The 17,368-nt window shown below is 65.7% G+C and carries 17 protein-coding genes; 11 read left to right on the forward strand and 6 right to left on the reverse strand.

Features of this window, described 5'->3' with window-relative positions:
* Window positions 1-377: 377 nt before the first annotated feature.
* The 8 genes from dnaK to XH79_RS15955 all read left to right on the forward strand — a co-directional run bounded on the left by dnaK (window position 378) and on the right by XH79_RS15955 (window position 7,765).
* Entirely contained in the window at window positions 378-2,279 is a 1,902-nt protein-coding gene (dnaK, locus tag XH79_RS15920) for a molecular chaperone DnaK (protein WP_018645013.1), read from the forward strand.
* Between the two features lie 260 nt (window positions 2,280-2,539).
* The gene (gene dnaJ, locus XH79_RS15925; RefSeq protein ID WP_271582226.1) at window positions 2,540-3,667 is read left to right on the forward strand and encodes a molecular chaperone DnaJ; all 1,128 of its coding nucleotides are present in this window, start codon (window positions 2,540-2,542) and stop codon (window positions 3,665-3,667) included.
* Between the two features lie 88 nt (window positions 3,668-3,755).
* On the forward strand, window positions 3,756-4,355 hold the full coding sequence (locus tag XH79_RS15930) for a class I SAM-dependent methyltransferase (RefSeq protein ID WP_212340012.1): 600 nt from the start codon (window positions 3,756-3,758) through the stop codon (window positions 4,353-4,355).
* A 57-nt stretch (window positions 4,356-4,412) separates the two neighbouring features.
* Window positions 4,413-4,991, forward strand: coding sequence for an NADPH-dependent FMN reductase (locus XH79_RS15935; RefSeq protein ID WP_271582227.1), 579 nt, complete (start codon window positions 4,413-4,415; stop codon window positions 4,989-4,991).
* Window positions 4,992-4,997: 6 nt separating this feature from the next.
* A complete protein-coding gene (gene pyrF / locus XH79_RS15940; RefSeq protein ID WP_271582228.1) occupies window positions 4,998-5,708 on the forward strand; it encodes an orotidine-5'-phosphate decarboxylase in 711 nt (236 codons plus the stop codon).
* A gap of 24 nt (window positions 5,709-5,732) precedes the next feature.
* Window positions 5,733-6,044 (forward strand): DUF1330 domain-containing protein, encoded by a 312-nt coding sequence (locus XH79_RS15945; RefSeq protein WP_212340018.1) that lies wholly within the window; start codon window positions 5,733-5,735, stop codon window positions 6,042-6,044.
* 258 nt (window positions 6,045-6,302) lie between these two features.
* Complete coding sequence (gene dapB, locus XH79_RS15950; RefSeq protein WP_271582229.1) at window positions 6,303-7,118, forward strand: 4-hydroxy-tetrahydrodipicolinate reductase; 816 nt, start codon at window positions 6,303-6,305, stop codon at window positions 7,116-7,118.
* Between the two features lie 23 nt (window positions 7,119-7,141).
* Window positions 7,142-7,765, forward strand: coding sequence for a 2,3-bisphosphoglycerate-dependent phosphoglycerate mutase (locus XH79_RS15955; RefSeq protein ID WP_018645020.1), 624 nt, complete (start codon window positions 7,142-7,144; stop codon window positions 7,763-7,765).
* Window positions 7,766-7,899: 134 nt separating this feature from the next.
* Here the strand turns inward: XH79_RS15955 and XH79_RS15960 are convergent, their stop codons facing one another.
* Both XH79_RS15960 and XH79_RS15965 read right to left on the reverse strand, forming a co-directional pair.
* Window positions 7,900-8,796, reverse strand: coding sequence for a bifunctional helix-turn-helix domain-containing protein/methylated-DNA--[protein]-cysteine S-methyltransferase (locus tag XH79_RS15960; RefSeq protein ID WP_271582230.1), 897 nt, complete (start codon window positions 8,794-8,796; stop codon window positions 7,900-7,902).
* 54 nt (window positions 8,797-8,850) lie between these two features.
* Window positions 8,851-9,369, reverse strand: a complete 519-nt coding sequence (locus XH79_RS15965) for a DUF2244 domain-containing protein (protein ID WP_271582231.1) — start codon at window positions 9,367-9,369, stop codon at window positions 8,851-8,853.
* A 22-nt stretch (window positions 9,370-9,391) separates the two neighbouring features.
* On the opposite strand from XH79_RS15965, the gene nth reads away from it, so the two are divergent.
* Window positions 9,392-10,144 (forward strand): endonuclease III, encoded by a 753-nt coding sequence (nth, locus tag XH79_RS15970; RefSeq protein ID WP_271582232.1) that lies wholly within the window; start codon window positions 9,392-9,394, stop codon window positions 10,142-10,144.
* 18 nt (window positions 10,145-10,162) lie between these two features.
* On the opposite strand, the gene XH79_RS15975 is transcribed toward nth, so the two are convergent.
* The 3 genes from XH79_RS15975 to XH79_RS15985 form a co-directional block, all read right to left on the reverse strand.
* Window positions 10,163-10,903, reverse strand: a complete 741-nt coding sequence (locus XH79_RS15975) for a sulfate transporter family protein (RefSeq protein WP_212340026.1) — start codon at window positions 10,901-10,903, stop codon at window positions 10,163-10,165.
* Window positions 10,904-11,065: 162 nt separating this feature from the next.
* Complete coding sequence (gene nikR / locus XH79_RS15980; protein ID WP_211411316.1) at window positions 11,066-11,512, reverse strand: nickel-responsive transcriptional regulator NikR; 447 nt, start codon at window positions 11,510-11,512, stop codon at window positions 11,066-11,068.
* A gap of 185 nt (window positions 11,513-11,697) precedes the next feature.
* Window positions 11,698-14,160 (reverse strand): heavy metal translocating P-type ATPase, encoded by a 2,463-nt coding sequence (locus XH79_RS15985; RefSeq protein ID WP_271582233.1) that lies wholly within the window; start codon window positions 14,158-14,160, stop codon window positions 11,698-11,700.
* Between the two features lie 74 nt (window positions 14,161-14,234).
* Between XH79_RS15985 and XH79_RS15990 the strand changes: the two genes are divergently transcribed.
* Window positions 14,235-14,510, forward strand: a complete 276-nt coding sequence (locus XH79_RS15990; RefSeq protein ID WP_063198826.1) for a metal-sensitive transcriptional regulator — start codon at window positions 14,235-14,237, stop codon at window positions 14,508-14,510.
* 180 nt (window positions 14,511-14,690) lie between these two features.
* On the opposite strand, the gene XH79_RS15995 is transcribed toward XH79_RS15990, so the two are convergent.
* Complete coding sequence (locus XH79_RS15995; RefSeq protein ID WP_271582234.1) at window positions 14,691-15,656, reverse strand: YiiX/YebB-like N1pC/P60 family cysteine hydrolase; 966 nt, start codon at window positions 15,654-15,656, stop codon at window positions 14,691-14,693.
* Between the two features lie 192 nt (window positions 15,657-15,848).
* Between XH79_RS15995 and XH79_RS16000 the strand changes: the two genes are divergently transcribed.
* Window positions 15,849-17,237, forward strand: a complete 1,389-nt coding sequence (locus tag XH79_RS16000; protein ID WP_271582235.1) for a flavin monoamine oxidase family protein — start codon at window positions 15,849-15,851, stop codon at window positions 17,235-17,237.
* Window positions 17,238-17,368 lie beyond the last annotated feature (131 nt).

A 17,368-nucleotide genomic window follows, 5' to 3' on the forward strand; every position in this document is an offset into this window, starting at 1 on the left:
TCACATTGAGGCCGTTCGATGGTCGGCCACCGGGCCGCTTTGTCGCGCGAAGCAGCCTTGGCGCGGCTGTCGGCCGGCCCGCCTTTTAGCGGTTTTGGCCCCGCCGTAACAGGGTGTGGCGGCTTGCGGGGGCGGGGTGGCGGAACGGCGGACCTGTTAATATTTCCTCACCCGCAAGGGCGGTTGAGCCCGGATATGAGCTCTTAAAACCCAATGTTTTCACGGCCGAAACGTTGCTTCGGTCCTTGCGGCCCCCTCCCCCCCTCCTATATGAGCCTCAATCATCGCAATATCGCGGATGTTTGATCTTAGGGGGTTTCGGTTCGGGTGCCTTCTGGGCCCAGCCAACCTGCCGCAAAACGAAGGATATCAGGACCATGGGAAAGGTCATTGGGATCGACCTCGGCACCACGAACTCGTGCGTCGCCGTGATGGATGGCAAAAACGCCAAAGTCATCGAGAATTCCGAAGGCATGCGCACGACGCCTTCGATCGTCGCCGTGACGGACGACGGTGAGCGCCTCGTCGGCCAGCCTGCCAAGCGCCAGGCCGTTACCAATCCCGAGCGTACGTTCTTCGCAGTGAAGCGCCTGATTGGCCGCCGCTACGACGACCCGATGGTCGAGAAGGACAAGAAGCTCGTTCCGTACAAGATCGTGAAGGCTTCCAACGGCGACGCCTGGGTCGAGGCCGACGGCCAGACCTACTCGCCCTCGCAGGTCTCGGCGTTCATCCTGCAGAAGATGAAGGAGACCGCGGAAGCCCATCTCGGCCAGAAGGTCGATCAGGCCGTCATCACCGTTCCCGCCTACTTCAACGACGCCCAGCGCCAGGCGACCAAGGACGCCGGCAAGATCGCGGGCCTTGAAGTGCTGCGCATCATCAACGAGCCGACCGCGGCCGCGCTCGCCTATGGCCTCGACAAGACCAAGGCCGGCACGATCGCCGTGTACGACCTCGGCGGCGGCACCTTCGATATCTCCATTCTCGAAATCGGCGACGGCGTGTTCGAGGTGAAGTCGACCAACGGCGACACCTTCCTCGGCGGCGAAGACTTCGACATGCGTCTCGTGGGTTATCTGGCCGACGAGTTCCAGAAGGAGCAGGGCATCAACCTGCGCAACGACAAGCTCGCACTTCAGCGTCTGAAGGAAGCCGCTGAAAAGGCCAAGATCGAGCTGTCGTCGACGACGCAGACCGAGATCAACCTGCCCTTCATCACCGCGGACCAGACCGGCCCGAAGCATCTGACGATGAAGCTCACCCGCGCCAAGTTCGAGGCGCTGGTCGACGACCTCATCCAGAAGACCGTCGAGCCCTGCCGCAAGGCGCTGAAGGACGCCGGCGTCACCGCCGGTGAGATCGGCGAAGTCGTGCTGGTCGGCGGCATGTCGCGCATGCCGAAGGTCCAGGAAGTCGTGAAGCAGCTGTTCGGCAAGGAGCCGCACAAGGGCGTGAACCCGGACGAAGTCGTGGCGATCGGCGCCGCGATCCAGGCCGGCGTGCTCCAGGGCGACGTCAAGGACGTGCTGCTGCTCGACGTGACCCCGCTGTCGCTGGGCATCGAGACGCTGGGCGGCGTGTTCACCCGCATCATCGACCGCAACACCACGATCCCGACCAAGAAGAGCCAGGTGTTCTCGACGGCTGAAGACAATCAGAATGCCGTCACCATCCGCGTCTTCCAGGGCGAGCGTGAAATGGCGGCCGACAACAAGATGCTCGGCCAGTTCGACCTGATGGGCATTCCGCCGGCTCCGCGCGGCATGCCGCAGATCGAGGTGACCTTCGACATCGACGCCAACGGCATCGTCAACGTCTCGGCCAAGGACAAGGCCACCGGCAAGGAGCAGCAGATCCGCATCCAGGCCTCGGGCGGCCTGTCGGAAGCCGACATCGAGAAGATGGTCAAGGACGCCGAGGCCAATGCCGAGGCGGACAAGAAGCGCCGCGAGGCCGTCACCGCCAAGAACGAGGCGGATGGTCTGGTGCATTCGACCGAGAAGGCCCTGGCCGAGCACGGTTCGAAGGTCGCCGAGACCGAGCGCCGCGCCATCGAGGATGCCGTCAGCGACCTCAAGGAAGCGCTGAAGGGCGACGATGCCGAGGCGATCAAGGCCAAGACCCAGACGCTGGCCCAGGCTTCGATGAAGCTCGGCGAGGCCATGTACAAGCAGCAGGCCGAGGCCGACGCCAAGAAGGACGCGGCCAAGGACGACGTCGTCGACGCGGAGTTCACCGAAGTCGACGACGACAAGAACAACAAGAAGTCCGCCTGAACCCCAAGAGGGTGACGATGCGGACGGCTTGGACCCCACACACGCTACCGGCCTCCTCCCTCGCGGGGGAGGCCGTCGTGTCGGGCTCGTCGGGCCAAGACTCCTTTAAAGTCGGCCCCGTTACGATCAATCAATTCCCAGCCGTTATTCTCAACGCCGCCGTGCCGCCCTCTGCCGCAAGGCGGAAGGCTGCCTATATGGTCGCGTGGCGACGTTGTTTCGCTCCGACTTGACTCGCGATTGGATAGACCGAGCCCGCCATGTCCACCAAGCGCTGCTATTACGAAACCCTCGAAGTCGAACGCACCGCTGACGATTCCGTCCTGAAATCGTCCTTCCGCAAGCTGGCGATGAAGTTCCACCCCGACCGCAATCCCGGGGACGACACCAGCGAGGTCAAGTTCAAGGAAATCAACGAGGCCTACGAGGTCCTGAAGGACAAGGACAAGCGCGCGGCCTATGACCGCTTCGGCCATGCCGCCTTCGAGCAGGGCGGTCCCGGCGGCGGCGCCGGTTTCGGCGCCGGCTTCGCCTCCTCTTTCTCCGACATTTTCGAGGACCTGTTCGGCATGGCCGGACAGCGCGGTCGCGGCGGCCGCGAGCGCGGTGCTGACCTGCGCTACAACATGGAAATCACGCTCGAGGAAGCCTTTGGCGGCAAGACCGCGCAGATCGAGATCCCGGTCTCGGTCACCTGCGAGGCCTGCTCGGGCATCGGCGCCAAGGCCGGTACCAAGCCGAAGACCTGCTCGACCTGCGGCGGCGCCGGCCGCATGCGGCAGTCGCAGGGCTTCTTCACGCTCGAACGCACCTGTCCGGGCTGCCAGGGCCGCGGCCAGATGATCGAGGAGGCCTGTCCGTCCTGCTCGGGCCAGGGCCGCGTCACCCGCGAGCGCACGCTGTCGGTCAACATTCCCGCCGGCGTCGAGGATGGCACGCGGATCAGGCTCGCCGGCGAAGGCGAGGCCGGCGTGCGCGGTGGTCCGCCCGGCGACCTCTACATCTTCCTGTCGCTGGTCCAGCACCAGTTCTTCCAGCGCGACGGCGCCGACCTGCATTGCCGGGTGCCGATCTCGATGGTGACAGCCGCGCTCGGCGGCGAATTCGAGGTGCCGACCATCGACAAGGCCAAGGCCAAGGTGAAGGTGCCGGCCGGGACCCAGTCCAATCGTCGATTTCGCATTGCATCAAAGGGCATGCCCGTGCTGCGCTCGCGCCAGACCGGCGACATGTATGTTCAGGTCGTGGTCGAGACCCCGCAGAACCTCACCAAGAAGCAGCAGGAATTGCTCGCCGAGTTCGAAAAGCTCTCCTCCGGTAACACCCAGCCGGAATCCGAGGGTTTCTTCGCCAAGGTCAAGGACTTCTTCGGTAATCGGGCGAACTGACCCGGCTTGACCGTATCGTCCGCGGCCTATACCTGTTTATGACCATTTTCTGACACGCCGCGGTCCCGCGGTCCCGTCCGGTCCTGACATGCCATTGCCATCGTCCGCGCGTGCGTTGAAGAAGCCTCGTCTCGACGACGAGGTGCGCTTTCTGAGATCGTGGATCGAAAAGCCCCTCCACATGGGCGCGGTGATGCCGTCGGGCAAGCTCCTGGCCCGGACCATGGCCCACTATGTCGACGTCGATTCCGACGCCCCGGTGGTCGAGCTCGGGCCCGGCACCGGCGCCATCACGTCGGCGCTGATCGAGCGCGGCATCGACCAGAAGCGTCTCGTCCTCGTCGAATACAATCCCGGCTTCTGCGCGCTGCTGCGTGACCGCTACCCGCAGGCCAAGGTCGTGCAGGGCGATGCCTATCGGCTGCGTGACACGCTCTGGAACGTGCTGAGCGCACCCGCCTCGGCCGTGGTCTCCGGCCTGCCGCTGGTCACAAAACCGATGCTGACGCGGCTGCGGCTCATTCGCGATGCCTTCACGGCGCTGGCGCCCGGCGCGCCCTTCGTCCAGTTCACCTATGCGGTGGTGCCGCCGATCCCGAAATCGCTGCCCGGCGTGTCCACAGAGGCCTCGGAACGGATCTGGATGAACCTTCCGCCGGCCCGCGTCTGGGTGTATCGCAAGGACTAATTCCGCCGGCGTTCTTCTTCGCGCGGCGGGCTCGTTTCGCCGAACGCATGGAAGCGGATGTCCGCACCCAAAATCCTGGTCATTCCCGGCTCGCTGCGCACCGGCTCGCACAATGCGAAGCTGGCGGCCGTCATAGCCTATGAGTTCGCCCGGGCCGGTGTCGACGTCACCCGCATCTCGCTCGCCGATTTTCCGCTGCCGATCTATGACGGCGATCTCCAAGCCAAGTCCGGCGTGCCCAAGAACGCGATCAATCTGAAGCGCATGATCGGCGCGCATCACGGCGTGCTGATCGTCTCGCCCGAATACAATGCCTCGGTGCCGCCGCTCCTGAAGAACGCGATCGACTGGGTCAGCCGCGTCCACGAACTGCACGAGGCGCGCGGCGAGGTGTTCCGCAACCGCACCTTTGCGCTCGCCGGCGCTTCGCAGAGCCGGCTCGGTGCCGCGCGCGCGCTCCAGGCCTTGCGGCTGATCCTGACCTCCTGCCACGCCAATGTGATTGCCAGCCAGCTCGCGCTCGCCTTTGCCGACCAGGCCTATGACGATATGGACAGGCTGAAGAACGAGGGCGATATCGCCGCGTTGAAGGAGCTGGTCGCGCAGTTGATCGACGTTTCCCAACGCATGATGTGAGGTGACATGACGCCAGCCGAAATCGCCCCGAAGGACCGCCTGATCGTTGCGCTCGATCTGCCGAGCGTCGATGCCGCGGAGGCGATGATCGCGAAGCTCGGCGACAGCGTCTCGTTCTACAAGATCGGCTATCAGCTCGCCTATGCCGGAGGCCTGCCGCTGATCGGCAAGCTCGCCGACAAGGGCAAGAAGGTGTTTGCCGATCTCAAGATGCACGACATCGGCAACACGGTGACGCGCGGTGTGGAGAGCGTGGCCAAGCTCGGCGCGACCTTCCTCACCGTGCACGCCTATCCGCAGACCATGAGAGGGGCCGTCGAAGGCCGCGGCAGTTCGAAGCTGAAGCTTCTCGCCGTCACGGTGCTGACGTCCTACAACGACGATGATCTGCACGCCGCCGGTTATCGGCTCAGCGTCTCCGAGCTGGTCGAGGCGCGCGCGCAGCAGGCGCAGGTGCTCGGCGTCGATGGCCTCGTGTCCTCGCCGGAGGAGGTCGGAGCCTTGCGCAAGATCGTCGGCCATCAGATGAACCTCGTCACGCCAGGCATCCGCCCGGCAGGCTCGGCCAGCGGCGACCAGAAACGCATCATGACGCCGGGCCGCGCGATTGCCGCCGGCGCCGATTACCTCGTCGTCGGGCGCCCGGTTGTGGAAGCCGCCGATCCCAAGGCGGTCGCGGAAGCCATCCACGCCGAGATCGCGCAAGCTCTCGGCTAACTACCGACAACAGGGAGAAGAACAATGGCAAAAGGCTACTGGATCGGCCGCGTCGACGTGAACAATGACGAGGGCTACAAGCCCTACGTCGTCGCCAACGGCCCGATCTTCAAGAAATGGGGCGGCCGCTTCGTCATCCGCGGCGGCAAGTTCACCACCGTCGAGGGCGCCAGCCGCACCCGCAACGTCGTCATCGAATTCCCGGACTATCAGACCGCGATCGCCTGCTACAACTCGCCGGAGTACCAAGCCAACATCAAGGTACGCGCGCCACACTCGATCGCCGACCTCATCATCATCGAGGGCTATGACGGCCCGCAGCCGCAGGACGGCTGAACACGATTTCTCGCTTACCCTCCCCTGGAGGGGGAGGGTCGGCACGTAATCGAGCGAAGCGAGATTGCGTGACGGGGTGGGGTGATCTCTCCACTCGGGCACTGTTCGTCGCGGAGGGACCGTCACCCCACCCCGCTCGCGCTGCGCGCGATCGACCCTCCCCCTCCAGGGGAGGGTGGGAGCATGCCGCGCGCACATGGGCCTCGGTTGCCGGAACTGCATCCCCCCGCTACAACGGCCTCCGAAAGGGATCACACCATGTCCGACATGCGCTTGATTGTTGCAGGAGCCGGCGGCCGGATGGGCCGCGCGCTGGTGCGGGCGATTGCCGAGAGCAAAGGCGCGGTGCTGGCGGGCGCGCTGGAGGCGCCGGGCTCCGACCTGCTCGGCAAGGATGCCGGCGTGCTCGCAGGCCTGCCGGCCAATGGCATCAAGCTCTCCGCCGATCTCTGGGCGATGTCGAAGGATGCCGACGGCATCCTCGATTTCACCGTGCCGGCCGCGACCATCGCCAATGTCGCGATCGCCGCCGAGCGCGGCCTCGTGCATGTCATCGGCACCACCGGGCTCTCCGGCTCCGACAATGCCGTGATCAAGAGCGTCACCAACCGCGCCGTCGTGGTGCAGTCGGGCAATATGAGCCTGGGCGTCAACCTGCTCGCCGCCGTGGTCAAGCGAGTCGCCAAGGCGCTCGACCAGACCTTTGACATCGAGATCGTCGAAACCCATCACCGCATGAAGGTCGATGCGCCCTCGGGCACGGCGCTGATGCTGGGGCAGGCGGCAGCCAGCGGCCGCGGCGTCACCCTCGATGACCATTCCGAGCGTGGCCGCGACGGCATCACCGGCGCGCGCCGGCCGGGCAATATCGGTTTCGCCTCCTTGCGCGGCGGCACCGTCGCCGGCGATCACAGCGTGACCTTCCTCGGTCCGTTCGAGCGACTGACGCTGTCGCACCAGGCCGAAGATCGCATGCTGTTCGCGCACGGCGCGCTCAAGGCGGCGCTGTGGGCACACGGCAAGAAGCCGGGGCACTACTCCATGGCTGACGTGCTCGGCCTCGCAGATATCTGATCGAACCCAACGGAAAGCAGTCAATGAGCGAACGTCTCCTCGTGCTCGTGCGCCACGGCCAGAGCGAATGGAATCTGAAGAACCTGTTCACGGGCTGGAAGGACCCTGACCTCACCGAGCTCGGCGTGAAGGAAGCCAAGGAAGCCGGCCGCAAGCTGAAGGCGCAGGGCCTCGTGTTCGACGTCGCCTTCACCTCGGTGCTGACGCGCGCGCAGCACACGCTCGACCTCATCCTCGGTGAGCTCGGCCAGGAGGGCCTGCCGACCTCGAAGGACCTCGCGCTGAACGAGCGCGACTATGGCGATCTCTCCGGCCTCAACAAGGACGACGCTCGCAAGAAATGGGGCGAGGAGCAGGTGCATGTCTGGCGCCGCTCCTATGACGTGCCGCCGCCCGGCGGCGAAAGCCTGAAGGACACGCTCGCGCGCGCATTGCCGTACTACGTGCAGGAGATCCTGCCCGGCGTGCTCAACGGCAAGCGCACGCTGGTCGCCGCCCACGGCAATTCGCTGCGCGCGCTGATCATGGTGCTGGAAAAGCTCTCGCCGGAAGGCATTTTGAAGCGCGAGCTCGCCACCGGCGTGCCGATCATTTATCGGCTCAATGCGGATTCGACGGTGGCGTCGAAGCTGGATCTGGCGGGCTAAACGTCGCGGCAGACGCGGTGCCGTAGGGTGGGCAAAGCGAAGCGTGCCCACGCAGCGTCAGCGATTGAGAAAGATGGTGGGCACGGCGCTATGCGCCTTTGCCCACCCTACAGCAGCTTCGCCGGAACGACGACTTACTGCACCCCGACCCGCCCGGCTTCCCAGCCCAGCATCGCCTGCTTGCGGGTGATGCCCCAGTGATAGCCGGTGAGCGTGCCGCTCTTGCCGAGCGCGCGGTGGCAGGGCACGACGAACGAGACCGGGTTCTTGCCGACCGCAGCGCCGACGGCGCGCGAGGCCTTCGGGCTGTTGATGTTGCAGGCGATGTCGGAATAGGACACCGCGCGCCCCATCGGAATTTTCAGCAGAGTCTCCCACACCCGCACCTCGAAATCGGTACCGATCAAGACCACGCGCAACGGCTGGTCGGGCCGCCAGAGTTTCGTGTCGAAGATGCGCGCGGCGAGCGGCGCGGTGCCTTCGTGATCTTCCACATAGGTCGCCTTCGGCCAGCGCCGCGTCATATCGGCGAGCGCGATCTTCTCCTCGCCGGGATCGGCGAAGGCGAGGCCCGAGAGGCCGCGATCGGTCGCGATCACAATGGCGGTGCCGAACGGCGAGGGGTGGAAGCCGTAGCGCAAGGTGAGTCCTGCGCCGCCGTTCTTCCATTCGCCCGGCGACATCGCTTCATGAGTCACAAAGAGATCGTGCAGCCGGCCCGGGCCTGACAGCCCGGAGTCGAGCGCAGCGTCGAGGATGCTGGCGGAGTCCCTGAGCAGCCCCTTGGCATGGTCGAGTGTGAGCGCCTGCATAAAAGCCTTCGGCGTGATCGAGGCCCAGCGGCGGAACAGATGGTGCAGCTCATCCGGCGTGACGCCGGCCGCATCCGCCATCGCCTCGATGGTCGGCTGCGCGCGCCAGTTCTCCGAGATGAATGCGATCGCCCGGCGCACGGAATCGTAGTCCCGCAGTGCGGCGTTCTGGGAGCCCGGCCTGGCCAGGCGCTGGTCATGAATGGCGAGTGTCATCATGACTGGAAATGTAGGAGAGGGGCGGGTCTGAAACCACCCGATTTCCGACTTGGATCAGCTGATCGGGTTGTAGGTCGGCCCGCGCCTGGCGGCGTTCAGCGCTTCAACCAAACCTTTGTAAAAGCTTGCCTTTTCCTCGGGTCCCAGGAACCTCGCGATCTGGATCTGGTGGCCGCGCGAGATCAGATAGAGATGCTCGATGCCGAAATCCTCGTCGACTTCCATGTCGAGGCGGACCCAGAGCGGATTGAAGGTCCATTCGGCGACCTGGCCGCGATGGCTGACGCGCCTCACGCGCAGCTCGGAGGTCGTGACGGTGATCTCCTCGCGCGCCCGCCCCGTGCCGAAATTGACCTTGAAAGCCCACCAGACCACGAGCACGTCGAGACCGAAGAAGCCGAGCACGGGCCAGGCGCCCTTCATCAGGAAGGCAAGGCCGGTGGCAAAGCTGACGACGCTCAGGAACAGCATGACGGCGAGGAAGCCGGTGCGGTTCAGCGAGCGGTGCGGCGTCAGCAGCGCGGAGAAGATCTGCACTTCGTTCTCGCGCTCAATTTCGTTGCCTGTGCTCATCGTCCCTCAGTATATCCCGATCATGGCGAAAATCACCCGCAAGCCGGTCCCGCGCAAAGCCGCCGTGCCGAAGAAAAAGGCAAAGGCGACCGTCGCCAAACCGAAGGCGCCGGCCAAAAAATCGCTCAAAGCCATAAAACCCTGGACGCCGGCGGAGATCCACGAGGTCTTCAGCCGCTTCCGCAAGGCCAATCCGGAGCCGAAGGGCGAGCTCGAGCACGTCAACCCGTTCACGCTGCTGGTCGCGGTGGTGCTGTCGGCGCAGGCGACCGACGCCGGCGTCAACAAGGCGACACGCGCATTGTTCGAGGTCGCCGACACGCCGCAGAAGATGCTCGATCTCGGCGAGGAGCGCTTGCGCGACTACATCAAGACCATCGGCCTCTACCGCACCAAGGCCAAGAACGTGATTGCGCTGTCGGCAAAAGTGCTCAGCGATTTCGGCGGCGAGGTGCCGCGCACGCGCGCGGAGATCGAGTCACTGCCCGGTGCGGGGCGCAAAACCGCCAATGTCGTGCTCAACATGGCCTTCGGCGAGCACACCATGGCGGTCGACACCCATGTCTTCCGCGTCGGCAATCGCACGGGGCTTGCGCCCGGCAAGACGCCGCTCGAGGTCGAGCTTGGCCTCGAGAAGGTGATCCCGGCCGAGTTCATGCTGCACGCCCATCACTGGCTGATCCTGCACGGCCGCTATACCTGCCTCGCCCGCAAGCCGCGCTGCGAGGTGTGCCTGATCAACGATCTCTGCCGCTGGCCGGAAAAGACGGTGTAAGCCGCCTGTGGGCCGTCGTCAGCGCATCTGCCGCGCCGGCTCGATCAGCTCGGGGCGCGGGCCTGACAGCCGCTTGTGCATGTGGACCATGAAGGCCATGCCGAAGATCGGCGTCGCCAGATTGACGATCGGGATCGAGACGAAGGCGGCGATGAAGAGGCCGGCGGTGAAGATGGTCGCTGCATTGTCGCGCCGCATCGCCTTGGCTTCCTCCGGGGAGCGGAAGCGCATCGCGGCGAGCTCGAAATATTCACGGCCTAAAAGCCAGGCGGCGGCGATGAAGAAGATCAGGAAGCCCGCGCCGGCGAACAACACCAGCGGCAGCGCAGCCAGGTAAACCAGGATCGCCAGCAGCGCGGTCTTGATGCCCTCGAGGATCGCCTGGCTGAACGGCAGCGCGACGCCCGGCCGCTCGCCGGGGTAGTGCTCGCGCTCGACGATCTCGGCGACGTCGTCGACGAACAGGCTCGCCACCAGCGAGGTGATCGCCGGCATCAGGAAGATGCCGCCGAACACGACGCCAAGCCCTGCCGCGATCGAGACGATCCAGGAGAGAACCTCGAGCGATGAGTGCCAGCCCGGCCCGAGCAGGCCCTCCAGCCAGACTTCGCCAGAGGTCGCAAACCAGCTCAGGAGCCGCTGCAGGCCGATCGCCAGCACGGTGATCAGCACGAGCGCAAGCCCGATCGATCGCCACAGGATCGAGCGCATCGGCGGCGAGATCATTTGCGACAGCGCCTTCACGGCGGCATCCAGCATGGGGGACCCTCTGAGGTAAACACTTCGCGAGAGGTAGATACCGAATGCGGCTTCGGCAAGGGCGGCTGGCCGCGCTGCCGTCGACCGCGAACGCGGCGCGAGCCCTTGCTTACCCTCCCCCTCCAGGGGAGGGTAAGAGTCGCCACTCTCTCCCAGAGTAGCCTACTCGTGCCGGTGTCCATGCTTCCGCGCCTTCACCTGCTTGCCATCCCCCGTCGGAATCATCACCACGCGGCCGTAGCGTACGCCGCGTTCGGCGATGATGTGGTCGGCGAAATGCCGGACCTCGTCGGCGGCGCCGCGCAGCGCCGTCATCTCCATGCAATTGTTGTCGTCGAGGTGGACGTGCAGCGTCGCCAGCGCGAGGTCGTGGTGGCCGTGGAATTCCTGCACCAGGCGTTTCGAGAGATCGCGCGCGGCGTGGTCGTAGACATAGACGAGACCGGCGACGCATTGACCGGTCTGCGCCGTATCCTCCGTGCTCTGCTGCAGCCCGGCGCGCGCGAGGTCGCGAATGATCTCGGAGCGGTTCTGGTAGCCCCGCGCCTCCGCCGCGGCGTCGATCTCCGCCAGGAGGTCGTCCTCGATCGTGATCGTAATCCGCTGCATCAGGTCCTCTCCGCGCATCAGGCTTCTCTTACCTCGCCCCGCTTGCGGGGAGAGGTCGGAAGTCAAGCGTAGCTTGAATTCCGGGTGAGGGGGACTCTCCGCGAGTCCAATTCTCACTGTGATTGCGGAGACAGCCCCTCACCCCAACCCTCTCCCCGCGAAGAGCGGGGAGAGGGAGTTCACTGTCACAGCCGCGTCGCACGCAGTCGTAGCGCGTTGCCGACCACGCTCACCGAGGACAGCGCCATCGCCGCCGCCGCGATGATCGGGGAGAGCAGCACGCCGAAGGCGGGATAGAGGATGCCGGCCGCGATCGGGATGCCGGCGGCGTTGTAGATGAAGGCGAAGAACAGGTTCTGCCGGATATTGCTCATCGTCGCCTGCGACAGTTTTCGCGCGCGCACGATGCCGGTGAGATCGCCCTTGAGCAGGGTGACGCCGGCGCTTTCCATGGCCACGTCCGTGCCGGTGCCCATGGCGATGCCGACCTCGGCGGCGGCCAGCGCCGGCGCGTCGTTGACGCCGTCGCCGGCCATTGCGACGCTGCGGCCAGCCTTTTGCAGCTTGGTCACCACCGCGCTCTTCTGGTCCGGCAGCACCTCGGCCTCGACATCAGTGATGCCGAGCCGGCGCGCCACGGCCTCTGCCGTCGTGCGGTTGTCGCCGGTCAGCATGATCACCTTGATGCCTTCGTCGGCCAGCGCCTTCAGCGCCTCCGGCGTCGAAGCCTTGACCGGATCGGCGATCGCGAACAGGCCGGCCAGCCGGCCGTCGATGGCCATGTTGATCACGGTGGCGCCGTCGCCGCGCAGCCGTTCGGCCTCGGCGTCGAGCGTTCTGGTGTCGATACCGATCGACGACAGATATTTTGCGTTGCCGAGCACGACGGTCTTGCCGTCGACCTTGCCCGTCGCGCCCTTGCCGGTCGGCGAGTCGAACTGCTCGACCTGGCCGAGCGCGAGCTGCTTCTCCTTCGCCGCGCGCACGATGGCGTCGGCGAGGGGATGCTCGCTGGCGCGCTCGACCGCGGCCGCGATGCGCAGGATGTCGTCGTCCGCGAAGCCGGACGCCGGAACGATCGTCACCACCTTGGGCTTGCCTTCGGTCAGCGTGCCGGTCTTGTCGACCACGAGCGTGTCGATCTTCTCCATCCGCTCCAGCGCCTCGGCGTTCTTGATCAGCACGCCGCCTTGCGCGCCGCGGCCGACGCCGACCATGATCGACATCGGGGTTGCGAGTCCCAGCGCGCACGGGCAGGCGATGATCAGCACGCTGACGGCGGCGACGAGGCCGAAGGCGAGCCGCGGCTCCGGTCCGAACCAGGCCCATGCGGCAAAGGCGGCGATGGCGACGACGATCACGGCGGGGACGAACCAGCCGGCGACCTGATCGGCCAGCCGCTGGATCGGCGCGCGCGAGCGCTGCGCGTCCGCGACCATCTGCACGATCTGCGACAGCAGCGTCTCGCGCCCGACCTTGTCGGCGCGCATGATGAAGCTGCCCGACTGGTTCAGCGTGCCGGCGATGACTTTTGCGCCGGTCTCCTTGGTGACCGGCATGGATTCGCCCGTGACCAGCGACTCGTCGAGCGAGGAGCGACCCTCTAGGATGACGCCGTCGACCGGCACCTTCTCGCCGGGACGGACGCGCAAGCGGTCGCCGGCATGGAGCGTGTCGATCTCGAGCTCATGCTCGCTGCCGTCAGCGTCGACGCGGCGCGCGGTCTTCGGCGCGAGCTGCAGCAGCGCCTTGATCGCGCCCGACGTGGCGTCGCGAGCGCGCAGTTCCAGCACCTGGCCGAGCAGCACCAGCACGGTGATGACGGCCGCCGCCTCGAAATAGACCGCGACTGCGCCCTCATGGCCGCGGAACGTGGCGGGGAAGATCTGCGGCGTGACCGTGCCGAGCACGCTGTAGACATAGGCAACGCCCGTGCCCATCGCGATCAGCGTGAACATGTTGAGGTTGCGCGTGACGAGCGACTGCCAGCCGCGGACGAAGAACGGCCAGCCGGCCCACAGCACCACGGGCGTGGCGAAGACCAGCTGGATCCAGTTCGACAGCGTCGGATCGATCCAGTTGTGCGGGCCCGCGAGATGGCCGCCCATCTCGAGCACCACTGGCGGCAGCGACAGCACGCCGCCGATCCAGAATCGCCGCGTCATGTCGGCGAGCTCCGGATTGGGGCCGGTCTCCAGGCTTGCGACCTCCGGCTCCAGCGCCATGCCGCAGATCGGGCAGGTGCCGGGGCCGACCTGGCGGATCTCCGGATGCATCGGGCAGGTGTAGATCGTGCCTGCCGGGATCTCGGGCTCGGGCGCCCTTTCCTTGGCGAGGTATTTTGCGGGATCGGCAGCGAACTTGGTGCGGCAGCCGGCCGAGCAGAAATGGAAGGTCTCGCCGTGATGTTCGAAGTGGTGTTTTGACGTCGCGGGATCGACCGTCATGCCGCAGACGGGGTCTTTGACCTTGGTCGCGGCGTCACCGTGGTCATGGGCGTGATGATGGGCATGGCCGGCATGATCGCCGTGGCCGCCGCAGCACGAGGCCGCGGGCTTGGCCGCCGGCGCTGCAGCTTTGGTGGAACAGCCGCATCCGGAATGCGTTTCCGCCTCGTGATGATGCCCGTGTTCTTTGTTGTTGTTCATTCCCATGCTCCGGCCTTGTGCCTGGTCTTGTACTAGGTCTTGCAACCCATACCCGGTAGGGGTATATAGACCTCATGCGCAAGGACATCAAGGCATCTGTCGGAAAACGTCTCGGCCGGATCGAGGGCCAGGTTCGTGGCCTCTCGAAAATGGTAGAGGAAGACCGCTACTGCATCGACATCGTGACGCAGATCTCGGCGGTGCGCGCCGCGCTGCGCCGGGTCGAGGAGGAGGTCCTGAAGGACCACGTCGCCCATTGCGTCGAGCACGCCATTGCGAGCGGCGACAAGGCGGACCAGCGCGCGAAGATCGCCGAGCTGATGGCGGTGATCGGACGGGCGGAGCGGTAGGGTCGTGCGCTGCGGCCTGTGAGGTGCGGCACAATACCTCCGCGAGTCGTCCCGGCGAAGGCCGGGACCAATAACCACAGGAAGTAGTTTGGCTAAGACTAGTCGATCGGTATTTCCATCGCGCATGATCGATAGATCACGCGGTATGGGTCCCGGCCTGCGCCGGGACGACAGCGAAGACTAAGCCGCGATCTCCCGCGCCCGCGCGCGATGCATCGCGAGCTCGCTCAGCAGCACAAAGTGCTCGGAGAATGCGGCGGTGATCTCCGCCGGCTGCGCGCTCACTTCTTCAGCCGGAACTTCATCCGGCGCTTCTTCGTCAATCGCCTCAGGAACGAGCGGCGGCGCACGGAGCGTTTCTGGAAACACACTGAAAGTGCCCGCCACCTCCTCGAGCGGCTTTTGCTTGTCGGCCCAGTGCAGGGCGGTGTAGTCGAATCCGTTGACGATGGTCGGCTTCACCACCTCGAAATAGGGCGAGATGTCGAAGTCGCGCGGCATGTACAGCGAGGAATCGCGGATGTGCAGGATCTCGCGCCGGGCGGCGCGGCTGCCGGCTTTGGTGATCTTCGGCAGGATCGGGTAGCGCACGGCGTCGAAGGCCTGCGCGATCAGCGCCGAGCAGATGATCTTGGTCGGATCGCCCGAGCCGATCGCGATCATGCGCCGGCGCCAACGCTGCGGTATCGGCAGCGGGAACAGATAGCGCATGAGGTCGACGATGTTCTTGGTGTCGTAGCCGAAGCCGATGCGGTTGATGGCATAGCGGCAGACCGTGGTGCGGTCCTCGTAGGACAGTCCGACCGGGCGGCAGAGGCGGGTATGATACGGGAAATATTTCGACAGCGGCGCCGAGGTGACGCCCTCGCCGATATTGGCCTCGATCAGGACATGCGGCTCGCCGTCGGGCTCCACGGCGCCCTCGATCGGACCGACATAGAGCGCGGCATGCGACCAGGTCGACTGCGTCAGATATTTGATGATGCCGGAGATGCGGTTGTTGCCCTCGACCAGCAGCACGTCGCCGGCCTCGACGACGCCGCGCAGATGCTCGGGGTCGCTGGGCGTGAACGGCTCATAGCCCGGCACCTCCTTCGAGAGGTACGCGGCAATCAGCTTGCCGAATGAATCAAGGACCGTCCCCATGTCGAACTCCCCCACAGCCTTTTCCGGCCGTCTTTTTTCCCTTCTCTATCATGGTCGAAACGTGTTGCCATTCGGTTCATCACTCTGTGAGATCAAGCACGATTGATTCACCATGATGGTTGCCGTGCAACATCAGATGCGGCAAGGTTCGCTGGCTGTTCCCGTTCGCCGCAAGTCTCCGGAAACCATGACATGACAATCACGCGCCGCGGTTTCCTTTCGGCGTCGGCGGCCCTTGCCGCGCTACCGGTCCTGCGCGCAAACGCCGCGCCCCTGCCGCGCGACGCCGACATCGTCGTGATCGGCGCGGGAGCGGCCGGAATCGCTGCGGCGCGGCGCGTCATGGCGGCCAATCGCAAGGTCGTGGTGGTGGAGGCGGCCTCGCAGGTCGGCGGCCGCTGCATCACGGATACCACGACCTTCGACGTGCCGTTCGACCGCGGCGCGCGCTGGATGCACAATCCCGAGACCAATCCGATGATCCGCCTGGCGCGCAGCGCCGGGCTCGACGTGCTGCCGGCGCCGGCCGGCCAGAAGATGCGCATCGGCCGCCGCAACGCACGCGCCGGGGAGACCGAGGAATTTCTGGCGGCGCTGGTCCGCGCCAACCGCGCCATCGACGAGGCCGCGCGCGGCAAGCTCGATACCTCCTGCGCATCGGTGCTGCCGAAGGACCTCGGCGACTGGGCCGGCGCGGCCGAGTTCATGCTGGGTGCGAGCTTTGCCGGCAAGGATTTGAAGGAGCTGTCCGCGATCGACAAGGCGCGCGCACAGGACCGCAATGCCGCGATCGCCTGCCGCCAGGGGCTGGGGACGCTGATCACCAAGCTCGGCGAGCAGGCGCCGGTCGCACTTTCGACGCCGGCGAGCCGGATCGTCTGGAGCAATCGCGACGTCAGTGTCGAGACGCAAAGCGGCAAGATCGCCGCACGCGCCGCCATCATCACGGTCTCGACCAACGTGCTGACATCGGGCGCGATCAAGTTCGCGCCCGACATCCCCAAGCGCACGTTGGACGCGGCGTCAAAGCTCTCCCTCGGCAGCTACGATCACATCGTGCTGCAGCTGCCCGGCAATCCGCTCGGCCTGTCGCGTGACGACATCCTGATCGAGCAGAGCAATTCGACGCGCACGGCGCTGATGTACGCCAATATCGGCGGCTCCTCGCTGTGCGCGATCGATGTCGGCGGCTCCTTCGGCCGCGATCTCTCCGAGCAGGGCGAGAAGGCGATGGCCGCCTTCGCGAAGGAATGGATCTCGAAACTGTTCGGCAGCGAGGCCGCGGCCGTCGTGCAGAAGACCAGCGCGACGCGCTGGAACGCCTCGCCTTACGTGATGGGCGCGATGTCGGCCTCCGCGCCCGGCGGCCAGCTCTCGCGAAAGATCCTGACCGAGCCGATCGGCAACGTGTTCCTCGCCGGCGAAGCCACCCACGAGACATTGTGGGGCACCGTCGACGGCGCCTGGGAAAGCGGCGAGCGCGCGGCTGACGCGGCGCTGCGCAAGATCGGCGCGATCAAGGACGAGCCGGCCGACGTGCCGACGCAATCGACGAAGAAGCGGCGGGCGCCAAGGCAGTAGGGCAACCAAGCCGCAACAAACTCCGCCGTCGTCCCGGCCTAGTGCGCAATTGCGCACGGGGGCCGGGACCCATAACCACAGGGAGTAGTTTGGCGAAGATTCGTAGTTCGGTACCTCTACTGGCTACACCC

It is taken from the genome of Bradyrhizobium sp. CCBAU 45389 (assembly GCF_028128625.1).
GTDB classification, from domain to species: Bacteria; Pseudomonadota; Alphaproteobacteria; order Rhizobiales; family Xanthobacteraceae; genus Bradyrhizobium; species Bradyrhizobium liaoningense_B.

What these genes read in the sequence shown, in the direction of transcription:
- dnaK (WP_018645013.1), top strand. Translation starts at nt 378, where the DNA reads ATGGGAAAGGTCATTGGGATCGACCTCGGCACCACGAACTCGTGCGTC.
- dnaJ (WP_271582226.1), top strand. Translation starts at nt 2,540, where the DNA reads ATGTCCACCAAGCGCTGCTATTACGAAACCCTCGAAGTCGAACGCACC.
- XH79_RS15930 (WP_212340012.1), top strand. Translation starts at nt 3,756, where the DNA reads ATGCCATTGCCATCGTCCGCGCGTGCGTTGAAGAAGCCTCGTCTCGAC.
- XH79_RS15935 (WP_271582227.1), top strand. Translation starts at nt 4,413, where the DNA reads ATGTCCGCACCCAAAATCCTGGTCATTCCCGGCTCGCTGCGCACCGGC.
- pyrF (WP_271582228.1), top strand. Translation starts at nt 4,998, where the DNA reads ATGACGCCAGCCGAAATCGCCCCGAAGGACCGCCTGATCGTTGCGCTC.
- XH79_RS15945 (WP_212340018.1), top strand. Translation starts at nt 5,733, where the DNA reads ATGGCAAAAGGCTACTGGATCGGCCGCGTCGACGTGAACAATGACGAG.
- dapB (WP_271582229.1), top strand. Translation starts at nt 6,303, where the DNA reads ATGTCCGACATGCGCTTGATTGTTGCAGGAGCCGGCGGCCGGATGGGC.
- XH79_RS15955 (WP_018645020.1), top strand. Translation starts at nt 7,142, where the DNA reads ATGAGCGAACGTCTCCTCGTGCTCGTGCGCCACGGCCAGAGCGAATGG.
- XH79_RS15960 (WP_271582230.1), bottom strand. Translation starts at nt 8,796, where the DNA reads ATGATGACACTCGCCATTCATGACCAGCGCCTGGCCAGGCCGGGCTCC.
- XH79_RS15965 (WP_271582231.1), bottom strand. Translation starts at nt 9,369, where the DNA reads ATGAGCACAGGCAACGAAATTGAGCGCGAGAACGAAGTGCAGATCTTC.
- nth (WP_271582232.1), top strand. Translation starts at nt 9,392, where the DNA reads ATGGCGAAAATCACCCGCAAGCCGGTCCCGCGCAAAGCCGCCGTGCCG.
- XH79_RS15975 (WP_212340026.1), bottom strand. Translation starts at nt 10,903, where the DNA reads ATGCTGGATGCCGCCGTGAAGGCGCTGTCGCAAATGATCTCGCCGCCG.
- nikR (WP_211411316.1), bottom strand. Translation starts at nt 11,512, where the DNA reads ATGCAGCGGATTACGATCACGATCGAGGACGACCTCCTGGCGGAGATC.
- XH79_RS15985 (WP_271582233.1), bottom strand. Translation starts at nt 14,160, where the DNA reads ATGAACAACAACAAAGAACACGGGCATCATCACGAGGCGGAAACGCAT.
- XH79_RS15990 (WP_063198826.1), top strand. Translation starts at nt 14,235, where the DNA reads ATGCGCAAGGACATCAAGGCATCTGTCGGAAAACGTCTCGGCCGGATC.
- XH79_RS15995 (WP_271582234.1), bottom strand. Translation starts at nt 15,656, where the DNA reads ATGGGGACGGTCCTTGATTCATTCGGCAAGCTGATTGCCGCGTACCTC.
- XH79_RS16000 (WP_271582235.1), top strand. Translation starts at nt 15,849, where the DNA reads ATGACAATCACGCGCCGCGGTTTCCTTTCGGCGTCGGCGGCCCTTGCC.